Source organism: candidate division WOR-3 bacterium (assembly GCA_016867815.1).
In the GTDB taxonomy this organism is placed as follows: Bacteria; Hydrothermota; Tepidihabitantia; order Tepidihabitantales; family Tepidihabitantaceae; genus UBA2258.
Map to the genome: position 1 here is coordinate 1 of VGIR01000049.1, position 23656 is coordinate 23656.

Annotated in this window: 21 protein-coding genes; 7 read left to right on the plus strand and 14 right to left on the minus strand. The window is 62.4% G+C overall.

Annotation, left to right across the window (positions count from 1 at the left end):
• Nucleotides 1-267 precede the first annotated feature (267 nt).
• Nucleotides 268-1230: a hypothetical protein gene (locus FJY68_08575; GenBank protein MBM3331885.1), complete on the minus strand. Its 963-nt coding sequence runs from the start codon at nt 1228-1230 to the stop codon at nt 268-270.
• A 180-nt stretch (nt 1231-1410) separates the two neighbouring features.
• On the minus strand, nt 1411-3024 hold the full coding sequence (gene murJ / locus FJY68_08580; protein MBM3331886.1) for a murein biosynthesis integral membrane protein MurJ: 1614 nt from the start codon (nt 3022-3024) through the stop codon (nt 1411-1413).
• Nucleotides 3025-3247: 223 nt separating this feature from the next.
• Between murJ and FJY68_08585 the strand changes: the two genes are divergently transcribed.
• Complete coding sequence (locus FJY68_08585) at nt 3248-3934, plus strand: hypothetical protein (GenBank protein MBM3331887.1); 687 nt, start codon at nt 3248-3250, stop codon at nt 3932-3934.
• 150 nt (nt 3935-4084) lie between these two features.
• Here FJY68_08585 and recO read toward each other — a convergent pair whose 3' ends face one another.
• The 7 genes from recO to FJY68_08620 form a co-directional block, all read right to left on the minus strand.
• Nucleotides 4085-4951, minus strand: a complete 867-nt coding sequence (recO, locus tag FJY68_08590; GenBank protein ID MBM3331888.1) for a DNA repair protein RecO — start codon at nt 4949-4951, stop codon at nt 4085-4087.
• Nucleotides 4952-5095: 144 nt separating this feature from the next.
• Nucleotides 5096-6025 (minus strand): DUF21 domain-containing protein, encoded by a 930-nt coding sequence (locus FJY68_08595; GenBank protein MBM3331889.1) that lies wholly within the window; start codon nt 6023-6025, stop codon nt 5096-5098.
• 3 nt (nt 6026-6028) lie between these two features.
• Nucleotides 6029-7270, minus strand: coding sequence for an HlyC/CorC family transporter (locus tag FJY68_08600; GenBank protein ID MBM3331890.1), 1242 nt, complete (start codon nt 7268-7270; stop codon nt 6029-6031).
• A gap of 89 nt (nt 7271-7359) precedes the next feature.
• Nucleotides 7360-7776, minus strand: coding sequence for an rRNA maturation RNase YbeY (gene ybeY / locus FJY68_08605; protein MBM3331891.1), 417 nt, complete (start codon nt 7774-7776; stop codon nt 7360-7362).
• A gap of 73 nt (nt 7777-7849) precedes the next feature.
• On the minus strand, nt 7850-8836 hold the full coding sequence (locus FJY68_08610) for a PhoH family protein (protein MBM3331892.1): 987 nt from the start codon (nt 8834-8836) through the stop codon (nt 7850-7852).
• Nucleotides 8837-8924: 88 nt separating this feature from the next.
• Complete coding sequence (locus tag FJY68_08615; protein ID MBM3331893.1) at nt 8925-10004, minus strand: hypothetical protein; 1080 nt, start codon at nt 10002-10004, stop codon at nt 8925-8927.
• Entirely contained in the window at nt 10001-10723 is a 723-nt protein-coding gene (locus FJY68_08620; GenBank protein MBM3331894.1) for a hypothetical protein, read from the minus strand. Before FJY68_08620 ends, FJY68_08615 begins: the two co-directional genes overlap by 4 nt.
• A 235-nt stretch (nt 10724-10958) precedes the next feature.
• Here FJY68_08620 and FJY68_08625 point away from each other — a divergent pair, with 235 nt between their 5' ends.
• The 6 genes from FJY68_08625 to FJY68_08650 all read left to right on the plus strand — a co-directional run bounded on the left by FJY68_08625 (nt 10959) and on the right by FJY68_08650 (nt 16022).
• Nucleotides 10959-11579, plus strand: a complete 621-nt coding sequence (locus tag FJY68_08625) for a DNA-3-methyladenine glycosylase I (GenBank protein ID MBM3331895.1) — start codon at nt 10959-10961, stop codon at nt 11577-11579.
• 3 nt (nt 11580-11582) lie between these two features.
• Nucleotides 11583-11948: a four helix bundle protein gene (locus FJY68_08630; protein ID MBM3331896.1), complete on the plus strand. Its 366-nt coding sequence runs from the start codon at nt 11583-11585 to the stop codon at nt 11946-11948.
• Complete coding sequence (locus tag FJY68_08635; GenBank protein ID MBM3331897.1) at nt 11941-12810, plus strand: MBL fold metallo-hydrolase; 870 nt, start codon at nt 11941-11943, stop codon at nt 12808-12810. Before FJY68_08630 ends, FJY68_08635 begins: the two co-directional genes overlap by 8 nt.
• A gap of 131 nt (nt 12811-12941) precedes the next feature.
• The gene (locus FJY68_08640) at nt 12942-13712 is read left to right on the plus strand and encodes a DUF554 domain-containing protein (protein MBM3331898.1); all 771 of its coding nucleotides are present in this window, start codon (nt 12942-12944) and stop codon (nt 13710-13712) included.
• 150 nt (nt 13713-13862) lie between these two features.
• Complete coding sequence (locus tag FJY68_08645) at nt 13863-15581, plus strand: hypothetical protein (protein MBM3331899.1); 1719 nt, start codon at nt 13863-13865, stop codon at nt 15579-15581.
• Nucleotides 15582-15617: 36 nt separating this feature from the next.
• Nucleotides 15618-16022: a four helix bundle protein gene (locus tag FJY68_08650; GenBank protein ID MBM3331900.1), complete on the plus strand. Its 405-nt coding sequence runs from the start codon at nt 15618-15620 to the stop codon at nt 16020-16022.
• A gap of 116 nt (nt 16023-16138) precedes the next feature.
• On the opposite strand, the gene FJY68_08655 is transcribed toward FJY68_08650, so the two are convergent.
• The 5 genes from FJY68_08655 to FJY68_08675 all read right to left on the minus strand — a co-directional run bounded on the left by FJY68_08655 (nt 16139) and on the right by FJY68_08675 (nt 23544).
• The gene (locus tag FJY68_08655; GenBank protein ID MBM3331901.1) at nt 16139-17044 is read right to left on the minus strand and encodes a nucleotidyl transferase AbiEii/AbiGii toxin family protein; all 906 of its coding nucleotides are present in this window, start codon (nt 17042-17044) and stop codon (nt 16139-16141) included.
• Entirely contained in the window at nt 17041-17595 is a 555-nt protein-coding gene (locus FJY68_08660; GenBank protein ID MBM3331902.1) for a transcriptional regulator, read from the minus strand. The genes FJY68_08655 and FJY68_08660 overlap by 4 nt, the downstream gene beginning before the upstream one ends.
• Before the next feature lie 587 nt (nt 17596-18182).
• Nucleotides 18183-21533, minus strand: a complete 3351-nt coding sequence (locus tag FJY68_08665; protein MBM3331903.1) for a helicase — start codon at nt 21531-21533, stop codon at nt 18183-18185.
• A 139-nt stretch (nt 21534-21672) separates the two neighbouring features.
• On the minus strand, nt 21673-22446 hold the full coding sequence (locus FJY68_08670; protein ID MBM3331904.1) for a DUF3800 domain-containing protein: 774 nt from the start codon (nt 22444-22446) through the stop codon (nt 21673-21675).
• A gap of 87 nt (nt 22447-22533) precedes the next feature.
• The gene (locus tag FJY68_08675; GenBank protein ID MBM3331905.1) at nt 22534-23544 is read right to left on the minus strand and encodes a hypothetical protein; all 1011 of its coding nucleotides are present in this window, start codon (nt 23542-23544) and stop codon (nt 22534-22536) included.
• Between the last annotated feature and the right edge of the window lie 112 nt (nt 23545-23656).

Genomic DNA, 23656 nt, shown 5'->3' on the forward strand with positions numbered 1-23656 from the left:
ACGCCAGCCAGAAGTGGTCAGGAGTTACTTTGCGGAAGAGCACGTCCGATATGCGGCAACATGACCTCAAGCTGTCAAACATTTAGTGCTCTCCGTAGTATGTCCGCCTCCGTCTGTTTGAGAAACCCGCTGCACGCGGCAGTTTGCTCTCCTCTATGGCCAGGGAGTGGGGGCAAGCACCTGGAGTTGGGTCAAGACGATTCCGGGGGAAACGCGACTCAGTACTGAGGTCAGCAGGATCGCAGAGCCGCGGCGACTGAGGGTGGGCTAGACTTCGGTACTGCCGGGCTGTTTCTCGAACAGGTCGAGAAACCGGTCTTCGTAAAGGTGGAAGAGCCCCCAGCGGTCGAGTTCCTGTTTGAGCAGTACGGCTTTCTCGCGGTCGCCCCCAGCTTCCTCGAACAGCTTCTCGACCCGCTCCATCAGGTGTTGAGGCTCGGGCCGGTCCTCCGGCTGCTCGCCCTCGGCCTGCTGGCCTTCCGGTCGGGCGCCGAGGTTCTCCTTCAACTGCTGGATGGCCTCATTGACTTTGGCCTCGAAGTCCTTGAACATCTTGTCGGCCTGGTGCACCGCGTCGTCAATCTCGTTCATGTCCACGCTGGTGTTGAGAATGCGCTGAAAGACCTGGATGAGGGCGCGTGACGCCTTCGGGTTCGGTGCCTCGATGGCATAGTGGGGCATGGTTGCGAGCAGGCAGGCCGCCGGCATGCCGCGTTGTCCGGCCAGCCCGAGCAGCAGCCCGTTCAAGCCGGAGATGTTGCCCTCTTTGAGCGGCTTGACCCCGAGCGCGGCTAGTCTCGCCTTCATGCCTTTGTCGGTGGCGGCACCAAAGATCTCGGGGCGCTGGCGGAAGCTCACCGGCATGGCGTACGCCGCGCCCGTGAACACCGTCTCGGTGCCGTGTGCGCGGACAAGGTCGAGGAGCTCGGCCGCCAATCTGAACCCGGACTCGCCCGCCAACTGGGTGTCGCCTTCAAAGATGAACAGCGGCGGCTCACTGGAGTAGTAGAGGTCCTGCTTCGGGGCATCAGGCATCCGGCCAAGTCCGTCCTCCACGGTCAGAGAATCCGGCTGGTGATAGGAGCTGACATCGATTTGAGCAAAGGGGACAGCATTCAGCTTCCTGCACAGGTAGTCGCAGGCCCCAAGTCCAACCTGGCCCATTCCGGGCCAACCAGCTATGAGTATGGGAGCCCGCGCTTCGTCTGAACCGCACAGCCTTACAGCCATCTCTACATGTTAGACGCGGATTCGGCCATCCCAGTTCCCGGCCGTAGCCGAGCCGGCGCCAGAATCCTGAGATAGGGCCACGAAAGCACGAAGTCGGATGAAACGGGCTGTCCGGTTCCCTCGCCAATCCGTTTCGTGTCTCTCGTGTCTTCGTGGCGGACCAGCTTCTGCTCCGTGGTGTCAGTTCCGCCGTCGCATGAGCGGGGCGAGGAAGTCGCGGGCCGCCTGTTTGACTTCGGTCACGCGTAGCAGCAGGGCAAGGCCGTAGTAGGTGAGCACGCCGATTCCCCCGGAAGCGAATACCTGCACCGCCTGGAAGAGAATCCGGCGTGCCGGCAGGAGGTGTCCAATCCCCCGGGCGCAGACGTAGGCGATCGCGCCGGCCAGGAGGGATGCGGCAAGTGTGCGCAGGGTGATGCCGACGAGGTAGCGACCTTCGAGTCCGCCGGTGCGCCGGCGCAGGATGAAGAAGAGGATACCGAAGTTGGCAAGCTGGGTCACGGATGCCGCCAGCGGGAAGGAAAGGAAGCCGATGACGCGCATCAGGATGAGGTTGATGATGATGTTGGCTCCGACCACGCCGATGGCGACCAGGGCCGGGGTGCGCGTATCACCGGATGAGTAGAACCCGGCCGCCGTGTTGCGCGTCGCCGCGGCAGCCCAGATGCCCGTGCAGTAGAGGGCCAGGGCCTGGGCAGTGAGCAGGGTATCGTGCGCTGTGAATCGGCCGTGCTGGTAGATGAGTTGCGTGACCGGGATCGCCAGCGCTATCAGTAGAATGGCGGCCGGCAGTGTGAGGACCGACACCAGCCCCATGGAGTGACGGAAACGGCCCTTGAGCTGCGACATGTCGGTCTGGGCCATCTGGTGAGAGAACTCGGCTATCGCGACCGAGCCGATGGCCGCGCCGAACAGGCCCGCGGGAAGATGCTGAATACGGTACGCGTAGTTTACCCAGGTTACCGAGCCCTGGGGCAGGAAGGTCAGCAGGAACGTGTTGACCAGGAAGTTAATCTGCCACGTCGCAAACCCGAGGATCATCGGCAGCCAACGGTGGAAGACTTGCCGCAGTTCCGGGGAACGGAGGTCAATGACCGGGGTCCAGCGGAACCCCTGCCGGCGCAGGCTCGGTACTTGAATCAGGAACTGGGCCACGGCGCCGATGGTTACGCCCCAGGCCATGCCGAGTATCGGGTCGATGCCACGACTCTTGAGGAAGCCGTAGGCGGCCAGCGGGACGAGCGCCGAGAAGACGTTGAACGCGGCCGGGGCGACCGCCGGGACAAAGAACGCGCCGCCGGCGTTCAGTATGCCCATGGCCCACGCCGCCACCGCCACGAACAAGAGGAAGGGGAACATGATGCGGGTGAGAATCAGGGTCAGCTGCAGCTTGGCCGGTTCGTCGGAGAAGCCGAGCGCGATGACCTTCACGATCGCCGGGGCGAAGATGATGCCGAGGACGGAAAGCGTCCCGGTGACCAGTACGATAGTGTTGAGCATGTTCGACGCAAAAGCCCACGTCCGGCGGCGGTCGTCGCCGTGCAGGCTCTTGACGAAAGCCGGGACAAACGCGGCCGAGAGAGCGCTCTCGGCAAACAGGTCGCGGAGCACATTGGGGATGCGGAATGCCACGTTGAAGGCATCGGTTGCGAACCCGGCGCCGAACAGGTATGCGAAGACTGACTCGCGGGCCACGCCGAGAATCCGCGAGAGCAGGGTCCCGACGCTGAACGCGCCGACCCGGCGGGTGAAGCGGGCCTGGGAGTGGCCGTCGCTCAACGGGGGTTCGCTCATCGCTGAGAATGATATGGCCAGCGCACGTCAAGTAAAGGGGAGCGGTCTGACGTGCTTAGGGACAAAGCAGCAAGGACAAAGCAAAGTGAGAACAAGTGGAAAGTACCAAGTCCGACTTCGCCATTGCCCCTTTCCACTTGCTTTGTCCTCAGTCCTTTGTCCTCGTGCCTGGGCCGTCCTGGTCGTGCTGTTGATTTTGCGCTCGTTGTTGGTAGATTGACGCATGGCGAAGAAAGAGAAGCCTCCGGTCATTGAGGCGCGCGGCCGGAGAGTCCGGCGGATACCGGTCAAGACACATGTCTTGATGGAGACGGACCCGATGGTGGATACGGTGAAACGGTACGCGTTGCCCGCGGCGCAACCGGGGGACATCATCACTATCGCCGAGAGTCCGATTGCGGTGATGCAGGGGAGGGCGATACCGGTTTCGCGCATCAAACCCGGCTTCTGGGCGAGCGTGCTCTGGCGGTTCGTGAAGAAGGTGCCATATGGCATCGGGCTGCGCTCGCCCTGGTCGATGCAGTGCGCCATTGATGAAGTCGGCGCGCCGAGGATCATCCGAGCGGCGTTTGCCGGCGCCTGGGGAAAGCTGCGGGGGAGAAGCGGTGATTTCTACCGGGTCGCGGGCAAGCAGGCGGCAATGATTGACGCGGCCCACACGTCCGGGGTCAAGGAGTTCTACGAGTGCGTGATCAAGGGGCCGAAGGACCCGGATGGTACGGCGCAAATGCTGGCGAAGGAACTGGGTTTTCCCCTGGCCATAGTGGACGCCAACGATATCTTCGGCTGTGCGGTTGTCGGGGTTTCTGATGGCCTCGACGTCAAACTGGTGCAGGAAGCGATGCGCGACAACCCGGCCGGCCAGGGAGACGAGTTGACGCCTATCATCATTCTCAGGTCTGAGACCTGAGCCCCGCTCCCGCCTAGGGCAGCTTCCGGCTCGGTCCATTGCGCCCGAAGCCGTAGTGGGCCTTCTGGTGCGCGAGTTCCTGGCGTCCTTTCATCCTCAGACAGCAGAGAGCAGAGAAGCCGGCGTCGGGCGGCCTTAGGCTGCAGGCGGTCAGGGGTTGCGTTCGAGGCTCGCGTGCCAGCGGAAGGAGTTGAGCACGAGCGGGTCGAAGTGGTGGCCGAGGAAGCTGAGGACGAGATCAAGCGGAGAGGGGAGAGAGGAGGGAGGAGAGAGGAGTCGAGGATCGAAGGAGGCGATTTCGGAGACGGGGGTGTAGAGAAGAAAGGCAAGGGTGTCGAGGCCGGCGGCATCAAGTCGCGTGCCGGATGGATTCTCGCCGGCACAGCGTTGACAGATGACGCCGCCACGTCCGGTGTCGAAATAGCTCGGGTGCGGACCTTCAAGCGGGCGGCGGCAGATGAGGCAGCGGCGGAGTTCGGGCCGGAACCCGAGGAAGCTCGCGGCCTTGAGGAGGAAGGAGCAGACGAGAGCCGGGTAGGGGTCGGGGGATTGCAGATTGCAGATTGCAGATTGCAGATTGAGGGAACCGGAGGACGGCAAACTGCAGACTGGGTACTGCAGACTCTCCAGAGTGGAGAGGTAGCTGAGGAGCAGCCGGTAGAGCCGGGGGTTGGGGTCGTGCGACTGGATGACGCGCAGGGCGAATTCAGCTATCTGTTCGGCCGCGAGGAAACGTGAAAGCGAGTCGGGAGTGGGGAGTCGAGAGAAGTTGAAGGAGTGAACGAGTTCCGCGTCGGAGAGTGTGAGGAGCGTGCGGGTGTCGTGCGAGTAGTAGATGATGCGCGACTGGGCGAAGACATCCAGCGCCGCGCCGAACTTGCTCTGGAGCCGGCGCGCGCCCTTGGCGAGGCAGTCTACCCGCCCGTGGTCAAGTGTGAAGAAGGTGACCAGCTTCGATGATTCGTGGTAGTCGCGGACGCGGAGGCAGATGGCCTCACTACGGATGATTCGTCGCATACTGCCGAGGATCGCAATGACCAATGACGAATTCCCAATTCCTAACGAATGACCAAACAAGGAAGTGACGGGCTGCTCGGTCTTTGTCCACCTTGGAGCATTCGTCGGGCATTGGGAATTGGCAATTGGGCATTTTCTTCCCGCTCATCCCTCGCTGCGGATTTCGCCGACCAGTTCCTCGAGCAGGTCTTCGAGCGAGACTATGCCGGTGATCTTGCCGGCTTCGTCGACGACCGCGGCCAGGTGCTCGCCGTGGCGCTGCATCTGCCGAAGCACATCCAGCGCCCGTGCGTCACGGCTCACCCGGCTGATGCGGCGGATGCGGCGCGTTGGCGCCGAGAGCAGGTCCTTCACCACGAGTACGCCGGTGAGGTTGTCCGGCGTCCCGGAGTAGACCGGCAGGCGCGAGTAGCCATACTGGCGGGTCAGGGTCGTCACCTCGTTGATGCCGGCGTCGGAAGGCACGGACTGGACCGTCGCAAGCGGGATCTGGACTTCGCCGACCTTCATTTGCGTGAAGCCGAACAGGCGAGTCGCCAGCCGCGCGTTGCGCTGGGTCGCTTCGCCGCGGCGTCTGAAGGCCGCGATGTAGTCCTCACGGGTCAGAGTCAGGCGCTGGTGTGGCCTTTTCGGCGCGAAGACCCGGCCGAGGTACCAGAAGAGCATCACGAGGGGGTAGAACGCATACCTGAGGATCTCGATTGGCAGCGCGGCCCGGCACAACAAGGGATTCGGGAAGGCCCGGGCCACCGACTTCGGCAGGTATTCGCCGAAGATGAAGGTCACGATGACTGCTGTCACGACCGCGACCGGGGTCATTGCCGGGCCGACGGTCAGCACGAAGAAGCGCGAGATGAGGATACTGAAGAAGTTGTTGACCAGGTTGTTGCCGATGAGGATGGTGATTACGGTCCTGTCCTGGTGCCCGAGAACTGCCAGGGCGGTGCGGGCGCCGGCCATTCCGCGCCCGGCCCAGTTCGACAGACGGATCCAGTTCGCGCGGTAGAGAGCCGTCTCGGTGCCGGAGAAGAAGGCGCTGGCGGCGAGCAGCAGGACGATGCCGATAAGCTCCACCGGCTACTTCCCCTTCCGGCAGACGATGACCTTCTCGAGCTTGGTGCCGTCGGTCTCGCGAACGGTGATCTCAAGGCGGCCGTGACGCAAAGTGTCGCCTGCCCTGGGCAGGCGCCCGAGTTTCTCGTGGATGAAGGAGGATAGCCGTCTGTGCCCCACGCCGCGGAATGCGTTGCCGAGTAGCTGGTTCAGGGTAGCGACGTCAATCTCGCCGTCGACCAGGTAGCAGTCGTTCTCCACTTTGGTGTAGGGGAGTTCCTCGGCTATGTCGAACTCGTCCACGATTTCGCCAAACACGGCCTCCAGCAGGTCTTCGAGCGTTACCAGGCCCGCAGTCTGGCCGAACTCGTCGACTATGGTCACGATGTGAGATCCTTTTCGACGGGTCTCGTCGAGCAGCTCCGGCAGCGGTTTGACCTCAGGCGCGAAGTGGGCCGGGCGCCGGATGGTGGTCACTGATGCTGTCTCGTCCGGCGCGGTGAGCAGCTCTTTTACGTGGAGCGTGCCGGTAACCCGGTCTATGGTGTCTCGGTAGACAGGCAGACGTGAGAATCCGCTCCGCCGGGCGACGGCGAGCGCCTCGGCGACAGTCGTCTGCTCGGGTACCGCCACAATGTCAATGCGCGGTGTCATGACCTCGGACACGGCCCGACGGTCGAGCCCGATGAGGTTCAAGAGTATCTCATCCTCGCTGCCTTGGAGCACGTTCCGGCGCCGGCCCAGCTCGACCATGGTGTGCATTTCCTCATCGGTCAGCTTGTCCGACTCTCCCTTGGCCGGGGCGAGGCGTGACGCGAGAGAGGTGAGCGTGCGGGCGAGCGGACGCAACAGCCACTGCAGCGGTGCCAGCAGAGGGACGGCCAGGACCGCGATGCGGGCCGGACTGCGTGACGCCACTATCTTCGGGGTCACCTCGCCAAACACAAGCACGAGGATGGTGACCGCGACTCCGCCCAGGCCGATCACCAGGGCGTCGCCGGCGCCTGTCGTCCGACCGATACTGATAAGGACAATAGTCGCCAGACCGGAGATGGCCGTATTGACCACCATGTTGCCGAGGAGGAGCGTGCCGAGGAGGCGGTCCGGGTCGGAAAGGAGGTGTTCGATCCGGCGGCTCGATTTGGGGTGCAGCTGCCTGAGCGCCTCACGTTGACCGTGGGAGAGCGAGAAGAGCGCGGTTTCGGAGCCGGAGAAGAACGCCGAGAAGATGAGCAGGACCGCGATGGCAAGCAGGTACCAGAGCATGTTCTAGGAGAAGGCAGAAGGCAGAAGCCGGAAGCCAGAAGTGAGAACTCCGAGCGCGAACCAGGGCGGAGGCTTAGCGGTCGCCGCGCTCACAGCTTCTCCAGATAGTGCCGGTAGAGTGGTTCCATATCGCGGTGGGTGAGGCCGAGCAGATGGAGAAGCCCGTGCAGCGTGAGTCGGCGGATCTCGGACGCGTATGATACGCCGTACTCGTGGGCCTGGGCGCGGGCACGGTCGCGGGAGACGTAGACTTCGCCGAGCACGTGTGGTTCACCGGGGACCTGCGGTTCATCGCAGTTGAACGAGATGACGTTGGTCGGCCGGTCGCGCTTCAGGAACTGACGATTGAGAGTGTGAATTCTCCGATCCGTGACAAAGATGACGTTGACGGCGGCAGCGTTCGGCTTGAAGTCCTTCGCGAGAAGTCGGCAGAGGAGTCGGACATCGGCACGCAGGCGTTCATCCTGCGTGCCGTAGATGTCAGGCTTCAAGGCAGTGAAGCCCAGCTAGGAGTTAGCAGGTAGCAGCTAGCAGTTAGGAGACCTCTGGTCATTGCGCTTCTGCCCAAACCGCCGGCTCCTAACCGCCAACTCCCGGCTGCCCGTTGGGCAGCCGGTTCTCGTAGGCGCGAATGATGCGCGAGACGAGCGGCGGCCGGACCACGTCCGCGTCGGTGAGATGAACGATGCTGATGCCGGCAACGCCGTTCAGCCTCTCCACCGCTTCGATCAGCCCGGAAGTCTGGGCGGCGGCCAGGTCTATCTGAGTTATGTCCCCGGTGACGATCGCCCGGGAGTTCCAGCCCAGCCGGGTCAGGAACATGCGCATCTGGGTCGAGGTCGTGTTCTGGGCCTCGTCGAGGATGATGTAGGCGTCGGAGAGGGTGCGGCCGCGCATGAAGGCCAGCGGCGCGACCTCGATGACCTCCTGCTCGATGAAACGCTGAACTCTCTCCATCGGCATCATATCGAACAGGGCATCGTAGAGTGGACGCAGATAGGGGTCCACCTTCTCTTTGAATGTCCCGGGGAGATAACCAAGCGACTCGCCGGCTTCGACCGCGGGCCGAGTAAGGACGATGCGACTCGAGTGACCGGAGACGAGAGACTCCAGGGCAGCGGCAACCGCCAGGTAGGTCTTTCCGGTGCCCGCCGGTCCGACCGCGAGGATGATATCACTGCGCTGCATGGCCTGCAGGTAGACGCGCTGGTTGCGGGTCTTGGCGAATATCGCCTTCCTCGGGGTCTTGATGGCGAGCACTTCCGGTTCGCCCTGTCCGGCTCCGGGTTCTCGGGACCGGCGCAGGCGGTCTACCTCGGCGTTTATCAACTCCGGGCTCAGCGGCTCTCCGCGGCGCACGCGGGCGAGCAGCCGGTCCAGGAGCCCCATAAGCTCGGATTCCTCAGCCCTGGGACCGTTCAGCATGATGCGGCCGTCGCGGACGACTATCGCCGTCTTGTAGTGCTTGGCGAGGGTTGTTAGATTCACATCAGCCGGGCCCAGCAGGGCGAGTGGGTCTACGTCCTCGACCGAAACGGAATGGCTGCAGCTTGCATCCGGCTTCATTTCTCTCCGTGGGGAATCGTGATGGTGTTGTCCAACGGCTGGGCTATTGTAGGCGGTCAGTTGACTCGAGTCAAGCGGGCTCGGCAGGCTAGGCGAAGGCGGATTCGAAGCGGACCGAAGGTGGTCCGACCCCGAGTAGCGCGCGGCTGGCATCGTCACGGGGGATGACAACGGGGAGGTCGACGTTGCGGAACTGGAGCATACCCCGGCTTGCCCCAGCCAGGGGGTCATCCTCGGGCAGACCGAGTAGCAGGGCGTGGTAGCCGAGCCTGGCGCAACGGCCGCAGACCGACCGGAGCAGCCCGGCGAATTCACCCTCGCTGTCCGGCTCTGCCGCCGCGTACGCGGCGTAGACGACCCGCAATTCCTCCCCGGGGGCCGGGAGCCTGACGAGGTGGGTCAGTCCGCTTGTCAGGTTGAGAACGCCTCGGAGCACGCGCTCGGCCCGGCCGTAGCCGACGACCAGTATGCGGCGGAGTGCGCGCTGGTCCCAGGTACCGAGCATCGCCACGATGCGGCTGCGATTCCGGACAACGGCAATGTTCTCCACTCCGAGGCGGGACAGCGCGGTTTCATCGACTGCGGGTGCCAGCAGGTGGCGGCTGTAGCAGCGCGCCGCCAGCAGCGCCATCTCCGGGATGTCGGCTGGAGTTGCCGGCCCTGCCTGCAAGTCCGGTGCCGTACGGTAGCGCGGGCCCAGAAGCAGCGAGGTTACGACCAGCTGGCGGCCCAGCACAACGTCCTGCCTGCCGGTCGCGAGATGGGTGGACATCCTGGGGTTGCGGGCGTTGACGAGCCCGATAGCGAAGCCGACGTCGGTCTGACGGCTGCGTCGCTCCGCCTCGGCGGAAAGAAGCCGGAAGAGGCCGAGACGGCGGAAGCTCGGATCGACGCCGGCCAGCGCGACGTACATCAACGGGACCGGGTCGCCGCGGAGCCGATAGGCGAGGCGACGGGATTCCAGGAATCCGGCGACTCGACCATCGACCTCGGCAACGACGATGTCGAATCCCTGCCCGGCCGCCCGGCAGAACGCGGTGAAGTCGGGTGAGCGTTCGATGCCGATACGGACCCGAGCCGGCAGCGACATCCTTCTGGCGATATCGATGAGCGCCTGATTGTCCGCCGGCAACCAGGGACGGATGACAATCGCGCCGCGCCTGTTCATTCGTGCTTTGCCGCCCATCCCAGAACCCGGCGCAGCAGCATCGCCAGGTTGACGCGACCGATAAGCAGCAGGTCGTCCCCGCGGGTGTAGTCCAGCGTGCGGCGGCAGAGTTCGTTGCAGCGCGGGTCACGATGCTTGGCGACTTCCTCCCAGGACTTGCGCAGCAACTCGGCCGGGCCGTCGTAGCAGCGACTGACCGCGAATGTCTCGTCATTGAACCGGCTGTCCGGTCCGGCGCCGAATTCCTCTCCGTGTCCGGAAACCAGGAGGCGGGCGATCTCCCTGACCCGGGGCGCGGGAGGACGGCGGTGACGGTAGTGCGGGAAAACGTCCACGAAGGTGTCGGTGACGAAGCCGATGAGGTTCGGGATCATCGCCGTCTGGGCAATCCAATACTCCCGGAATCCGCGCAGCCCCAGAACGTAGGTCAGCGGATAGGAGTAAAGCGGTACGATGGTTCGGTCTCCGGACCGGCTGTTGGCAACGACCAGACCCAGTTGGAAGACATGGTGGACGCGGCCGCCGAGGGCCAGCGAGTAGAAGACTATGGTACTGAACGCAATCGGCGTGCGGTCCCGAGCATAGAGACAGGTGATGATCCGGTTGCGCCAGGCAGCGCGTCCGGGCAGGAAGATGCCGTACGACGGCAAAGCTCCCAGCCGGGCCAGGGTGATTCCCTCTAGCTCCGCGCGCAGCCGGCCCAGTCCCGGCTCAGTCATCCAGCGACCGGGAAAGCGATAGCTGCGGAGCAAGAGACCCGAAGGCAGACTCAGGCGCAACTCACGGGAGCTGAAGTGAAGCAGCGGACATCCTCTCGGCAGACCTTGTAGCCTGCGTCATGGCCGGGCCGGTCGGGCCCGGCCCGGTTGTTGGAGAAGCATAGGACGGGCCGTGCACAAGGTCAAGCCGGTGAGGCTTGACCAGCAGCCGCGTTTGGGGTTAACTTGCGGACATATGCCGCCCAGCACGAACGCCTCGAAGTCGGTACAACGCTGCCCGTGGCCGGCTGACAACGAACAGATGATCCGTTATCACGATGCCGAATGGGGAGTGCCGTTGCACGACGACCGCAAGCTCTTCGAGTTCCTCGTGCTCGACGCGTTTCAGGCCGGACTGAGCTGGGCGATCGTCCTCAAGAAACGAGAGGGATTCAGGAAGGCGTTCAGCAGCTTCGATCCGGAAAAGGTGGCCAGGTACGACGACAGAAAAGTGAGTGTCCTGCTCACAGATGCGGGGATCATCCGCAACCGGATGAAGATTGAGGCCACGATTGCCAACGCCCGGGCTTTCCTCGCGGTGCAGAAGGAACTCGGCAGCTTCGACAAGTACATCTGGCAGTTCACCGGCGGCAGGGCGAAGACCAACCGCTGGCGGACGATCAAGCAGATCCCCTGCCGCAGCCCTGAGTCTGATGCCATGAGCGTGGACTTGAAGCAGCGCGGTTTCCGCTTCGTCGGCTCGACCATCTGCTATGCCTTCATGCAGGCGGCGGGGATGGTGAACGATCATCTGGTGGGGTGCTTCAGGCACAAAGAGGTCGAGGGAGCAGGGAGTAAGGGAGGAGAGAGGAGATGAAGAATGGATGAAAAGCCGCACCGACGACTGACAGTTTGGAACAAGGCGATGGACTTCGTGGTCCAAGTCCACAGCGCCACGGGGCGGTTTCCCGCGTCCGAGAGGTTCGGGTTCGTCTCGCAGATGCGCCGCGCTGCTCTTTCCATTCCAAGCAACATAGCGGAGGGGGCGGCGAGGAAGGGACCCCGCGAGTATGTCCGCTTTCTGTATACTGCGCGGGGATCACTAAGTGAGCTAGACACACAGATCGAGGCGGCGGCCCGACTTCGCTATCTGTCACCCAGAGCGGCAAGCGACCTGCAGAGGAAGCTCGACGAACTCAGCAGAATGCTGAATGGTTTGATCGGCGCACTTTCCCGAAATGCCTGAACTCCTCCCTCCTCCCTCCTCCCTAACTCTCTTTCCCAGTCGCTCCCTGTCCTACAATGCCGGCGTGCTGGTTGGCGGCAAGGAGGCCCTGCTCATAGACCCCGGTCTATTCGCTGACGATATCGACCGGGTGAGGGCTCACATCTACAATCGCGATGCCGAGCCGCACTGCCTGGTAGTAACGCACAGCCACTGGGACCACGTGCTGGGGCCCGAGTACTTCCCGGGCGTGCCGGTGATCCAGCAGCAAGAGAGCCTCGCGGTGCTCGCCGAGTCCGGAACAATGATTGAACATCAGGTCACGGAGTGGGAACGGCAGTCGGGCATCCAGCGCGACATGCCGTTCCTTCTGCACGAACCGGACCGGACTTTCACCGATCGGCTTGAGCTTCAGTTGGGTGGCAAGATCGTCGAATTGCTCCATGCGCCGGGCCACGCTTCCGAGCAATTGGTCGTCCACGACCGCGCCGAGCAGTTGCTCTGGGCGGCAGACATGCTGAGCGACATCGAGATTCCGTTCGTCATGCACAACCTGAACGCATACCGCCAGACGCTCGATCGCCTCGCGCAACTCGAAGTCACGACACTCGTGCCGGGTCACGGCGCACCGGCCCAAGGCCAGTCCGAAGTCAGGGCGCGGTTCGACACGGACCGGACCTATCTGGCCGAACTGCAGAAGTTGGTCGAAGCGGCGCTCTCTTCCGGGCGAAGCGCGGCCGAGACTGTCACTGCCTGCGCCAGCATGAGCTACGCCATCCGCGACCAGAACGAAGAGGCGCACCGGCTCAACGTCGAGACGGCTTTCCTTGAACTTGGAGGCACTCCCGACCGCCGTCATCCAGGCTGGAACCGGTTCCAGTAGAAAGACGGAGCAGACATGGCTGCCACGAAAGCACGAAAGACACGAAACGAATGCGTCCGGAGCGAGTCGTCTTCGTTTCATCCGGCTTCGCGTTTTCGTGGCTCTCAATCCCTGGATTCGGGCAGACCGCGATGAGATTCCTCGGCACGCTGATCAACGTCGGGGCGGTGGTCGTCGGCAGCCTCATCGGTCTGTTCTTCCACTCCCGACTGCCGAAGCGGCTCACGACGGTCGCATTCCAGGGCATCGGCCTGTTCACGCTTTTCATCGGGTTCACCATGGCGGCGAAGACGAAGAGCCTGCTCGTGCTCGTCTTCTCAATCGTACTGGGCGCAATCAGCGGCGAGTTGCTCGACATAGACCGGCTGCTCAACCGCTTCGGCGAATGGCTGAGGAACAGATTGGAGCGGAAGAGGGAGTGGAGAGTAGAGAGCAGGGAGTCGATTCCCGAGCCCTCGCCAGCTACTCCCGACTCCCCACTCCCGACTCCCGGACACAGCCGGTTTGCCGAGGGGCTGGTGACCGCCTTCCTGCTCTTCTGCATGGGCTCGATGACCGTGCTCGGCGCCATCGAGGAAGGCCTGGGAGGCAGGCCGAACCTGCTCGCGGCCAAGTCGGTGCTCGACGGGTTTGCGTCGCTGGCGCTGGCCGCGTCGCTTGGCATCGGCGTGCTCTTCTCGGTCATCCCGCTCCTCATCTATCAGGGCGGGCTGACCCTGCTTGCCGGTTCACTGCCCGCCGTGATCTCGGACATCGTAGTCAATGAGGTGTCGGCGGCGGGCGGCTTGATACTGATTGGACTCGGCATTACCATACTGGAGATCAAACAGCTCAAGGTTCTGAACATGCTGCCCGCGCTCGTGTTCGCGGGCGTGCTGGCTGCGGTGTTTCTCAGGAGTTGATGAAGCTCACGCAGGTATTGGGACAGCAGCCTCACCCCCACCCTTCCCTCCCCCTCAAGGGGGAGGGAATAGAAGGGAGGGGGTGCTGGAGCGGCGTTTCTCAGATAGGGGAGTGGAGAGTAGAGAGTCGGGAGTAGAAAGGAGTCGGAAGTGAAGAGAGTGATACTTGTGGCGGCATTCATACTGGTGATGGTTGCGGCAGCGGCGCCGGTGAGGTTCGCGGTTATCGGCGACCGGACCGGTGACCATCAGGATAGCATCCACGAAAAGATAGTCGCCGAAGTTGCGGCTGCGAAGCCCGAGTTCGTTATCACGGTTGGCGACCACATCGAGGGCTACCAGCAGACCGATACGATGAAACTGGTTGAGGAGTGGGCCGAATACAAGGCGATCGTGGCGCCGCTGGCGATGGCGTTCTACTACACGCCGGGCAATCACGATATCACCTACGACAACGCGCTCGGCATATTCGAACGGAACGCCAACAAGGCGTACTACTCGTTCGACCATAAGGGCATGCGCTTCATCGTGCTGGACGTCAGCCGCTGGGAGTCGAGCGACGAGCTCCCGGCCGAGCAACTCGACTGGCTGGCTGCGGATCTGGCAAAGGCCGCCAAAGCCCGCTACACGTTCGTCTTCTTCCACAAGCCGTTCTGGACCAAGAGCATCGTTGAAGGCAAGCGCGACACGCTGCACAGCCTTTTCCAGGCCTACGGCGTGGATGCGGTCTTCAACGGGCACAACCACTACTACTTCGGCGCCACGTTTGACGGCATCAAGTACACAGCCGTCGGCAGCGCCGGGGGCGGAACCGAGCCGGGTCCGACCGGCATCCTCTATCATTGGACTATGGTGACCGTGGACGACAAGAAGGGCATAGCCATCGAGCCCGTGCTGCTCGGGGGAGAAAAGCGGGCGTGGGACGATGTGACCTACGGGGACATACAGTCGGTCGACCGGAACGCGCTGGCCGGCATCAGGTTCAGCCGACCGGTACTGGTCGGCGACGACCTCCGGGCGGCTGATACGGTGACGCTCGTCATCAAGAACCAGCCGTTGCAGACCCGGCTGGACGATACGCTCCGCTGGGACTTGCCGCCCGCCTGGAGCGTATCGCCAAAGACGCTCGCGGCGAGCGTCGCTCCCGGCACCGAAGCCGAGTACAGATTCGCAGTTGCCGGCAAGGGCCGTCCGTTTCCCGCTCCGAAGCTCACTCTCAGATTCCCCTACGCCCAGGGCAAGCAGAGCCTGGTCAGCGCCTCGCTCGATGTGGCCCGGAGCGCTCAGTGCAGCTTCGTCAGGAAGCCGCCGGTGATTGACGGCAAGGTGGTAGAGAAGCTGTGGCAGACACCGGTCACGCGTCTCTTCACCAATGACAGCGAGGCGATGAGGACCGACTCGGTCCGGTTCTACTACGCGGCCGACTCCGCGAACCTGTACCTGGCTGCTCTCTGTTTCGACCCTAACCCGGACAGCGTCAAGGTCAAGGCGACCGAGCGCGACAAGGGCGTGCATCTCGACGACTGCGTCGGCTGGTTCCCCCTGCCCGACACGTCAAAGGGCGACATCTACCAGCTCTACTTCAATCCCAACGCTGTCGTGCTCGACCAGAAGATAGTGGTCAGCCCGGAGGGCAAGATGGACGCGGACATGGCCTGGAGCGCGGACGTCGACGTGAAGACAGCGAAGGGCAAGAACTACTGGTCAGTTGAAGCCAGAATCCCGCTGGCGCAATTCGGAACGGCCGCGAAGCCCGGTGACGTCTGGGGTCTCAACTTCCGTCGCAAACAGCCCGGCCGCAAGGCCAATGCCGACTGGCAGCCCATCTCCTACGACCCGCACGGTCTGGGGCTGATGTTTATCAAGTAGGCAGTAGACAGTAGACAGCAGATAGGGGAGAGGCGCATGAAGAGTCGTGAAGGGGGTCAGGCGGCAGAGGGGTCCAGTGGGCGGAAGCTGCAGAGGTTTGAGGATCTCTTGGTCTGGAAGAGGGCGCACGAACTCACGCTCTCGGTGTATCGGATGACTGCGCGCTTTCCCCGTGATGAGCAGTTCGGACTCGTGTCGCAGATGCGGCGGGCGGCAGTATCGGTGCCAGCGAACATCGCCGAGGGCTTCAAGAAGCGGAGTCATCCGGACAAGGTGAAGTTCTACAACATCTCACAGGGGTCCTTGGAGGAACTGCGCTATTACCTGATTCTCTGTCGCGACCTTGGCTGTGCGGGCGAGGTGGATTCGGCGCAGGCCAACCTCGATGAAGTGGGCAGAATGCTGCACGGACTGATTGTCTCCATCGGCCGTCGCCCGTGACCTAGTCCGCTGCCTGCCGTTTACTGTCTGCTGCCTGCTGTCTTCTGTCTGCTCCTCTGCCTCCCGCGCCCCTGCCGCTTTCAAAGCGCCGAGCGTAGTTGTATCGTGAGGTTCCCTCATCGTTTCGACTGCCAGCCTTTGCGCGGCCGCCACTCGCGACGGCGTGCAGCGCCGGACAGCACCGGCTCAAGGAACGCCCGAATTCCCGAGACCGCCTCCTTGAGCGTCACTGCTGACTCAGCCGGAACGCTCCTTTTCAGAAACGCCGGCCAGAAACGCTGAGCGGCCTCGGCGTAGGCCTCGGAAAGCCCGACCGGGCTTTCCTTCGGCGTCTCGGCCCTGCGCTGCCCAAACGTGGCGTCTATGGCCGACCGCAGCACGTCTCCCTCAAACTCGAACTCCCGCGCCAACGCCCAGATATCGTAGTAGTCCCGCACGCGGCTGTTCGCCATTCCCAGTTCGGCCATCGCCGAGAACTTCTCGGCCACAACCGTGTAGCGCGAGTACGCTCGAAGCCGTGGTGCCGGCATATCAAGCAGCGTCGGATACTCTATCTCCTCGGCCGGCGGCACGACCGCATCTCCGGTTCCGACGTCGACCTGAAGCGCAATCCGCGTCCGCTTGAGCCTCGCCAGCAGCGTGACGCGGATGCCCTGATATGGGCGCTGCTCCTGAATCTGCCGGGCGCGCACCGAATCGGCATTAAACACCAGCCCATCCGGCTCGACCTCCTGCTCACACACACTCCGGAAAACCGCCGCAAGCGCATTCACGTCCGGCGGAACGAGACCCAGCAGGTCTACGTCCCTAGTCGTGCGGAACGGCTCCTTTGCCCAGACCGCGAACAGCGACGCTCCCTTGAGCACGAACCGGTCGCGCCACTCCGACTTGGACAGCCGATACAAAAGACGCTCGCGACCGTAGCGGGCCAGAATCTCCTGGAACTCGTCGGTCTCGGGTGTCGCCAGCGCCAGCAACCGGGCACGGACCGAAGCCGCCACGTCCGTAACCGGCCGGCTCAGGAGACCTCCATCTCAAGGTAAGGTCGCATCACCCGCGCCACGCGGCAGACCTCGGCAAAGCGCCAGAGTTCGTCCATGGTGAATCGCCGCTCCCGCCAGCCCTCGCGCAGCGCTTCCATCGCCACGTCCAGCCCCACCTTGTTTCGGAGCTTGAAGCAGTCGGCAATGGTCTTGGCGACCGAGTAGACCCGGACAGTCACGCCCTCAATCCGATGCCGTTCGATGCCAGACGAGAAACATGCGCCCGAGAGCCGGAACAGCCTCATCGGCACGACGCGCCGACGCGGTGGCCCGCCGCGCCGACGGTCAATCGCCAGCCACACCTCGTGCGGCAGTTGTGTGGTCAGGCCGTGGAACTGGAGCGCCGACAGCAGGCAGACTACACCGCCACGAACACTCCGCGCTGCCAGCGCCAGACTGTGATGCTCGGTGATATCCGCGTCGGTCCAGCGATAGAGCCCGCGCGCGACACGCTCCACATGTCCGGTTCGAACCAGCCCGGCAAGCTTGCCTCGACCGATGCCCGCAGCCTTCGCCTGCGCGGCAGACATGGCCCAGCCCCTGCGCCGAAATAGCGACCGTGCGTCAGACTCCGTCATATAAGATCAATAATAACAAGACTTACGATATGCGCAAGTGCATAATGTTGTCCATGTTCACACAAATGCATACACTTGTGCACCACTACCATGTAGACGTGTAGCCTAATCGCCATATATTACGTGTGTTAAGGCCGCTATCAGCGACCAGAACTTCAGCAGCAGCGTTCAGTTACATGCCCCAACCGGGAACTGCCCATGCGCCTGTCTGCGTGCGAAGCACAGGCAGGCCTTTGGTTCAGCACTCATCGCCCCGCGCTCAGAGCCCTCTGCCCAAACCACCCGTCAACACCTTGGCCGCCGGATGCCCCGCTTTGACATCTTTCCGGAATGTGGGAATTGACCCGCATTCATTCCATCTTCTACGACCCGCACGGCCTGGGGCTGATGTTCATCAAGTAGAAGACCGCTTGGCAAGCGACGCGGGGGCGCTCCCGCGCCCCTGCCGCTCATTCGCGCGGACGCAGTCTGACTCTATACCGCAACCCTCTGGGATGTCAGTTCATGGCAGTTCGCCGCCGCCGCCAACCCCCCGTTGACTACACAAGTCCTTCGCTGCACACGACGCGAGGGATGGTCTGTATCGGCATCTTGGGAACTTCGCTGCGGTCGCGCCTGCCAAGCCCGTGCTGCTCGTACAACTCTCGGAGCGAATGTTCCAAGTGCGCCCCTGCCACACCATTCCGCCGCAGCTTGTTCAGTTCCCTCCTCAAAGCCGAGGTGAGCGAACCGGCACAGAATGCCTGTTCCAACAGGTTCAGACGTGCCTTGGCATCCTCATCTTCCGTTGCGTTGAACATCACTCGTATCTCGCGCTGCACGTACTTCTGCGCGTGGCTCAGTGATACTGAATAGCGCTTCTCGGCTTCGCGCTGTTTGACTTCCTCGGCGAACAGCCGAGCGACGTGCATCACCTGTGCGTTGAGCCCTTCCGGTCTTGGGGCAGGATTCGTCGTCCGCTCACACCGGATCGCCGACAGGACACGGGGCAGGTCGCGCGAGATGACACCTCCTTCGGTGTCCATCAGGTACAACTGCCGGAACTCTCCCGCTTCGCACATCACGTATGTCCCTTTGGTGATCGCCGCGAGCGATGACCTTATGCCCCGGCGTAGCGCCGCGACGCGAGAAAACTCGGCCGGGTCCTCGCGCTGCATGCGACGCAGCATCTCTTCGGCCTCGTTCAAATCCATTGGCTCCTCGCCCGCAGGATCGAACATCGAAAGCTGGTCAGCGCTAGCCTGATAGATGGCGTACATGGCCTGTACATTCAGATGCTCGGTCTGGTCCAGTATCGCCGAGTCCTCGCCGATCGTGTCGTGTATCTCCTGTATCCGGCTGTGGAGGATGCTCTTCAGGCCGAGCTGTCGATCGAGCCCGGTCTCGGGCAGGAAGTTGTAGGCGTGCACCACATCGTGCTCGGAGCCGATGCGGTCAATGCGCCCAAACCGCTGTATGAGGCGTACCGGATTCCAGTGCAGGTCATAGTTGATGATGCAGTTGCAGTCCTGCAGGTTCAGGCCTTCTGCCAGCACGTCTGTGGCTACCAGCAGGGAAATCTGCGACTCGCCGCGCTGGAACTGGTACTCAGGGTTTGCCTTAGGTGCGAACCGCCCGACTACCTTCTCCTTGCTCTTGTCCCCGCTATAGATGACTTCGATGTCTTCCCGTTTGCCGCCCGGGTTCAAGTTGTCGAACAGGTACCGTGCCGTGTCGGCGTACTGCGTGAACAGCAGCACCTTGGTCCCGGCGAGGGGCTTCTTCGCCAGCCGCCGCTTCAGCGTCACCAGCTTCGCGTCCTTGTCCGGCGTCACCGGCTCGACCAGCTTCAGGATGCGTTTGAGCAGCCTAACGTCGTGCTCGATGTGCTGCTTCAACGTCTCGGCGTCGAAGTCTTTGAGCGCGTACTTACCCGAGACGTTCCTCAACGCTTCCAAGAGGTCTTGTTCCTCTTCAGCGCTCGGCTCATACAGTATGGCCTCCGCGCCTTCGCCCGCAGGCACGAATCCCGCGTCCAGGGCATCAAGGAACCGCTCCTGCATCCGAACCAACCGCTTCACCGTCTCTCTGAACGCGTAGACGCTCGACTCAAAGCGCTTGAAGAGCAGGATGCGCACCAAGCCCCGCAGGTTCGCCCCGGCATGCTGCAGGTCATCGTATGGCGCCTTCTTCCGCATCTCGGGCTTCACGTAGTGCCACAATCCGTAGCGGGCATAGGTCAGCTCATCCTTCACAATCTCGGTCTGGCAGCCGTGCTTGCCCTTGCCGAGGAAACCGCGAATCTGCTGATACAGACCCTGGTACGTATCGTCGATGCTGTACTCAACCGTTTCCAGTTCCCGCTTCGGGAAGAACTGGTGCCGCTCACCCACGAGAATGTAGGCACGTTTCGGCCCGTCGAGATATGGCCGGACCTCGTCGTCACTCATCTTCGCCAGCGGCTCCTGCGTGTCACCGGCGAATCCGTACCAGCGCAGCACGTGACGGCGCAGCCTGCGCACCTGCAGGTGGAACAGCAGCTCGGGCAGCTTGCGTTCGCCCTTGTCTATGAGCTTGAAGTACTGATTCAGGTTCGGCGGGTCAATCGGCAGGTCAGTCTTGTCATCCTGGTGGAACAGCTTGATCTGATAGTACACGTCCCAGGCGCTCTTGTTGCGCGGCGTGGCGGTCAGGAAACAGCAGTACCTGTCGCCCGTGCTCAGGAACTGCTGTACGACCGCATATCGCTGCGTATCCGAGTGCCGCAGATTATGACTCTCGTCTATCAACACGAAGTCCCGGTCCCGGTAGCGCTCGTCCTTCAGCAGTACCTCGGCAAGTCCGGAATCTCCCTCAAGCAACAGCCCCAATGACACTACAACCGCATTCAAGCTGTAGACGGCGTTGTACCGCTCCCACATATCAACCAGCGCGGCCGGGCAAATGATGATGGGCTTCACGTGGTCGGTGCGCTCGAAGTGACGGATGATGGCGGCCCCAACGTACGACTTGCCGAGCCCGACCACGTCCGCGACGAACGCGCCGCCGTATCTCCGCAGCATCTGCACCGCCTGCGTGACCGCAGCCTTCTGGAAGTTCGCGAGCTTGGACGTGATCTCGTCATCCCATAGCACTTCCTGGGCGTCCTCACCGGTCAGCCGGTCACGCACCAGCTCGTAGAGCGTCTTCAGGTAGATGTCGTAAGGACGCACCAGTCCGGCTGCCCAGGACTGGCGGATCTCCTGCATCAGCGTCTCGTCGAAGTCGTCCGCTTCCTTCCACAGCTCGTCGAACCAGCGGACCAGCTCGGCGTGGTTGGCGTTCCCCTGCACAAGCACGTTCAACTCGGTGTTGTTCGCGACGCCCGCAAGGGTCAGGTTCGACGAACCGACGACGGCAATACCCTTCTCCTGCCGCTCGACTTCCTTGCCCTTGGCATTGAAGACCTGGCCGTAGTCGAAGATGTACGCCTTGGCGTGAAGCCTGCCGCGGGTGTAGACCTTCACCTTGACCCGCTTCTGCTCAATCATGTCGGCCAGCGACTGTACCAACTCCTCGGCCTCGTCGGTCTGGTCCATCAGCTCCAGCGCCGTTCGCACCTCGGCGCCGGTGTCGACAGCGGCCTTCCGGGCTGCGCCGGCACTGCGATAGGCCTCGGCCTCGACCGCGTCGCGCACCAGTTCCAGCCTGCGCCTGCCTTCGGCCAGTTGCTCCAGCGTCTCGCGGTTCGTCGTATTGCCGATGAGCAGCCGCAACTCCTTCACACGGCCGAGCTTCTCCGCGATTCCCTCAAGGCCAGATACAAAGAAGTAGCCGACCGCAAACCGTGCCGCCTCGGTCGTATCGAGGATACGGTTTATCTGGTCAACCAGCTTGACCCGGCGATTATCGATTATGTCGTGTGCAGGCAACTTCGCTCCCGTGGCCCGACGTGGGCCTCAAAACAAATCCTTGACAGACGGCATGAGTGCCAATACAATCGAGGCGAATCTGAGACTGGGTCCATCCCAGGGGTAGGATTCACCCGGGGCGGCAACGCCCCTTTTCCTTTCATAACCTCACAACTCCATCCGGGTCGGCCGGCGCGGCGTGCCTGCAGAGGATCGGCTGCAGGGTGCTGAACCAGTTGCGCGCGCCCTTCTTGCGGACGTACGCGCCCGGGGCCTCGCGTTGATACAACAGGAACGCCGTCAGATCGGCCGCCTGTATGAAGTACGAATGGGCCGAGTCACGGTGGCCCGGGTCCTCAATCACGAAATGGAGCGGCATGTCACGTGCGCCCGTACGAATGTCAGCGCGGTGCGGTACGGGATTGTACCTTCGCATCTTGCGGAGGAGCCGCATCAACTTGATATCCTCGGTGTGGTCGCAGAAAATCAGGCCGCGGTCATCCACGTTGCGCGGTCCGGGGAAGTTGTGATGCGAGATCGTATTCTCGAAACGCTGTATCAGCGCCCGCCAGGCATTGGTGAAGACGTCGTAGTTATCTGGTTTGCCCTGCTTGTCCACAACGACGTTCATTGCCCTCAGGTCAGGCATCGCCGCCAACCGGCGCGCATGCAGACGTATCATGTTGAGCCGTTCGTTACGCTTGATGCGAACGAGTTCGCCCGGGTCGGTGATGAAAGCGGCGGCGTGGAATTCCTCGTGGAACTTCATCCCGAAGTCATCACGCAGCCTGCGTCGAAACGCGACTAGCTCGTCCAGACACGGTCGCCAGCGAAGCTCATGCAGCACAACGCCCGACAAAGCGTAGAACCGCGTCGGCGAGCCGTTTTGCAGCAATCCGCTGTCACCGCTCTCGTCAACGTACATCAAGTGCATCTGGTCGCCCTCCGTGCGTCAGTTACAAACCCCGACCGGGAACTGCCCATGCGCCTTCGGCTCAGCACTCTCTGCGTAGACAGCCCGTCAACCTTGGCCGCCGGACGCTCGTCTGACGAAGGTCTCAACCATCTCGTTCAGTTGGGCGGGCTCAAGTCGGAAGAAGTTGAAAAGTGAGAGCACCGGACTCACGAACTGCGACACCTTGTTCACCAGATCCACTTCAATGTCGCGCATACGCACCACGGCAGTCTGACTTGCCGGGTCGTCCGAAGCCACGCGGCGCGTGAAGAACGGGACGCGGTCGGTGGGCGCCCGCAGATCCCTACCTTTGATGCCACTGAAGCCTAGCGTTATTGAAACAGCGTCGTATGCTCCCAAACCAAGCCTCGAGTAAAGCCGATTCGCATACAGAAACATCTCGGTGACCCCGTGCACCAACCGGTGATAGTAGAGCGTGTTGGCACTGGCCGCGTCTACGGCAGCGAGACCATGGCTGTCGAATGAATAGAACGTGCCATCTTTCCTCAGAGTCCAGTACGCATACCCCATGAAGCCCTCGAATTCAGCCCGGATGCCGTCAGAGGTAGGCTTGGGATCGTTCTCGCCGTTCCTGGCGACCACACCTAGCATGCCGGAGGATATCTGGGCACTCTCTGCAATTCGCAGAAGGTCTCCCTGAGGGAGGTTGATGGCGCTGTCCAGCGGAAATAGTACGACCTCCATGGCCCCGGTTTCACCTGTTCTTGCCTGACCGGCCTTGGCAGCCTCGCGTTGTTTGTTAAGCCATACCTCACTCAGCTTCGGCCTAGTCTCCTCTGCCGGCAGCACCTGAACTAGTCTGCGCTTGATGCGTTTCTCCAGTTCTTCCTTGAACTCGGCAAGTTCGTCTGGACGCCAATAGAGAATGTTGTAGCTGTCCAAGTCGAAGTGGACTTTGGGTCCGTTGGGAACATGGTCCCTGGCGCGAATGTCGTGGTCGTACCTGGCTGTCAGAATCAAATTCTGGAACTTGTCCAGTCCCATCGCATATCCGACCTCTAGGTAGCAATTAGGACGCTCATCCGTGAGGTCGGCGACAATTACTACGGAGAGCACTAAATGTTTGACAGCTTGAGGTCATGTTGCCGCATATCGGACGTGCTCTTCCGCAAAGTAACTCCTGACCACTTCTGGCTGGCGTTGCCGGCTGCGTAGGTAGGATCGGGCC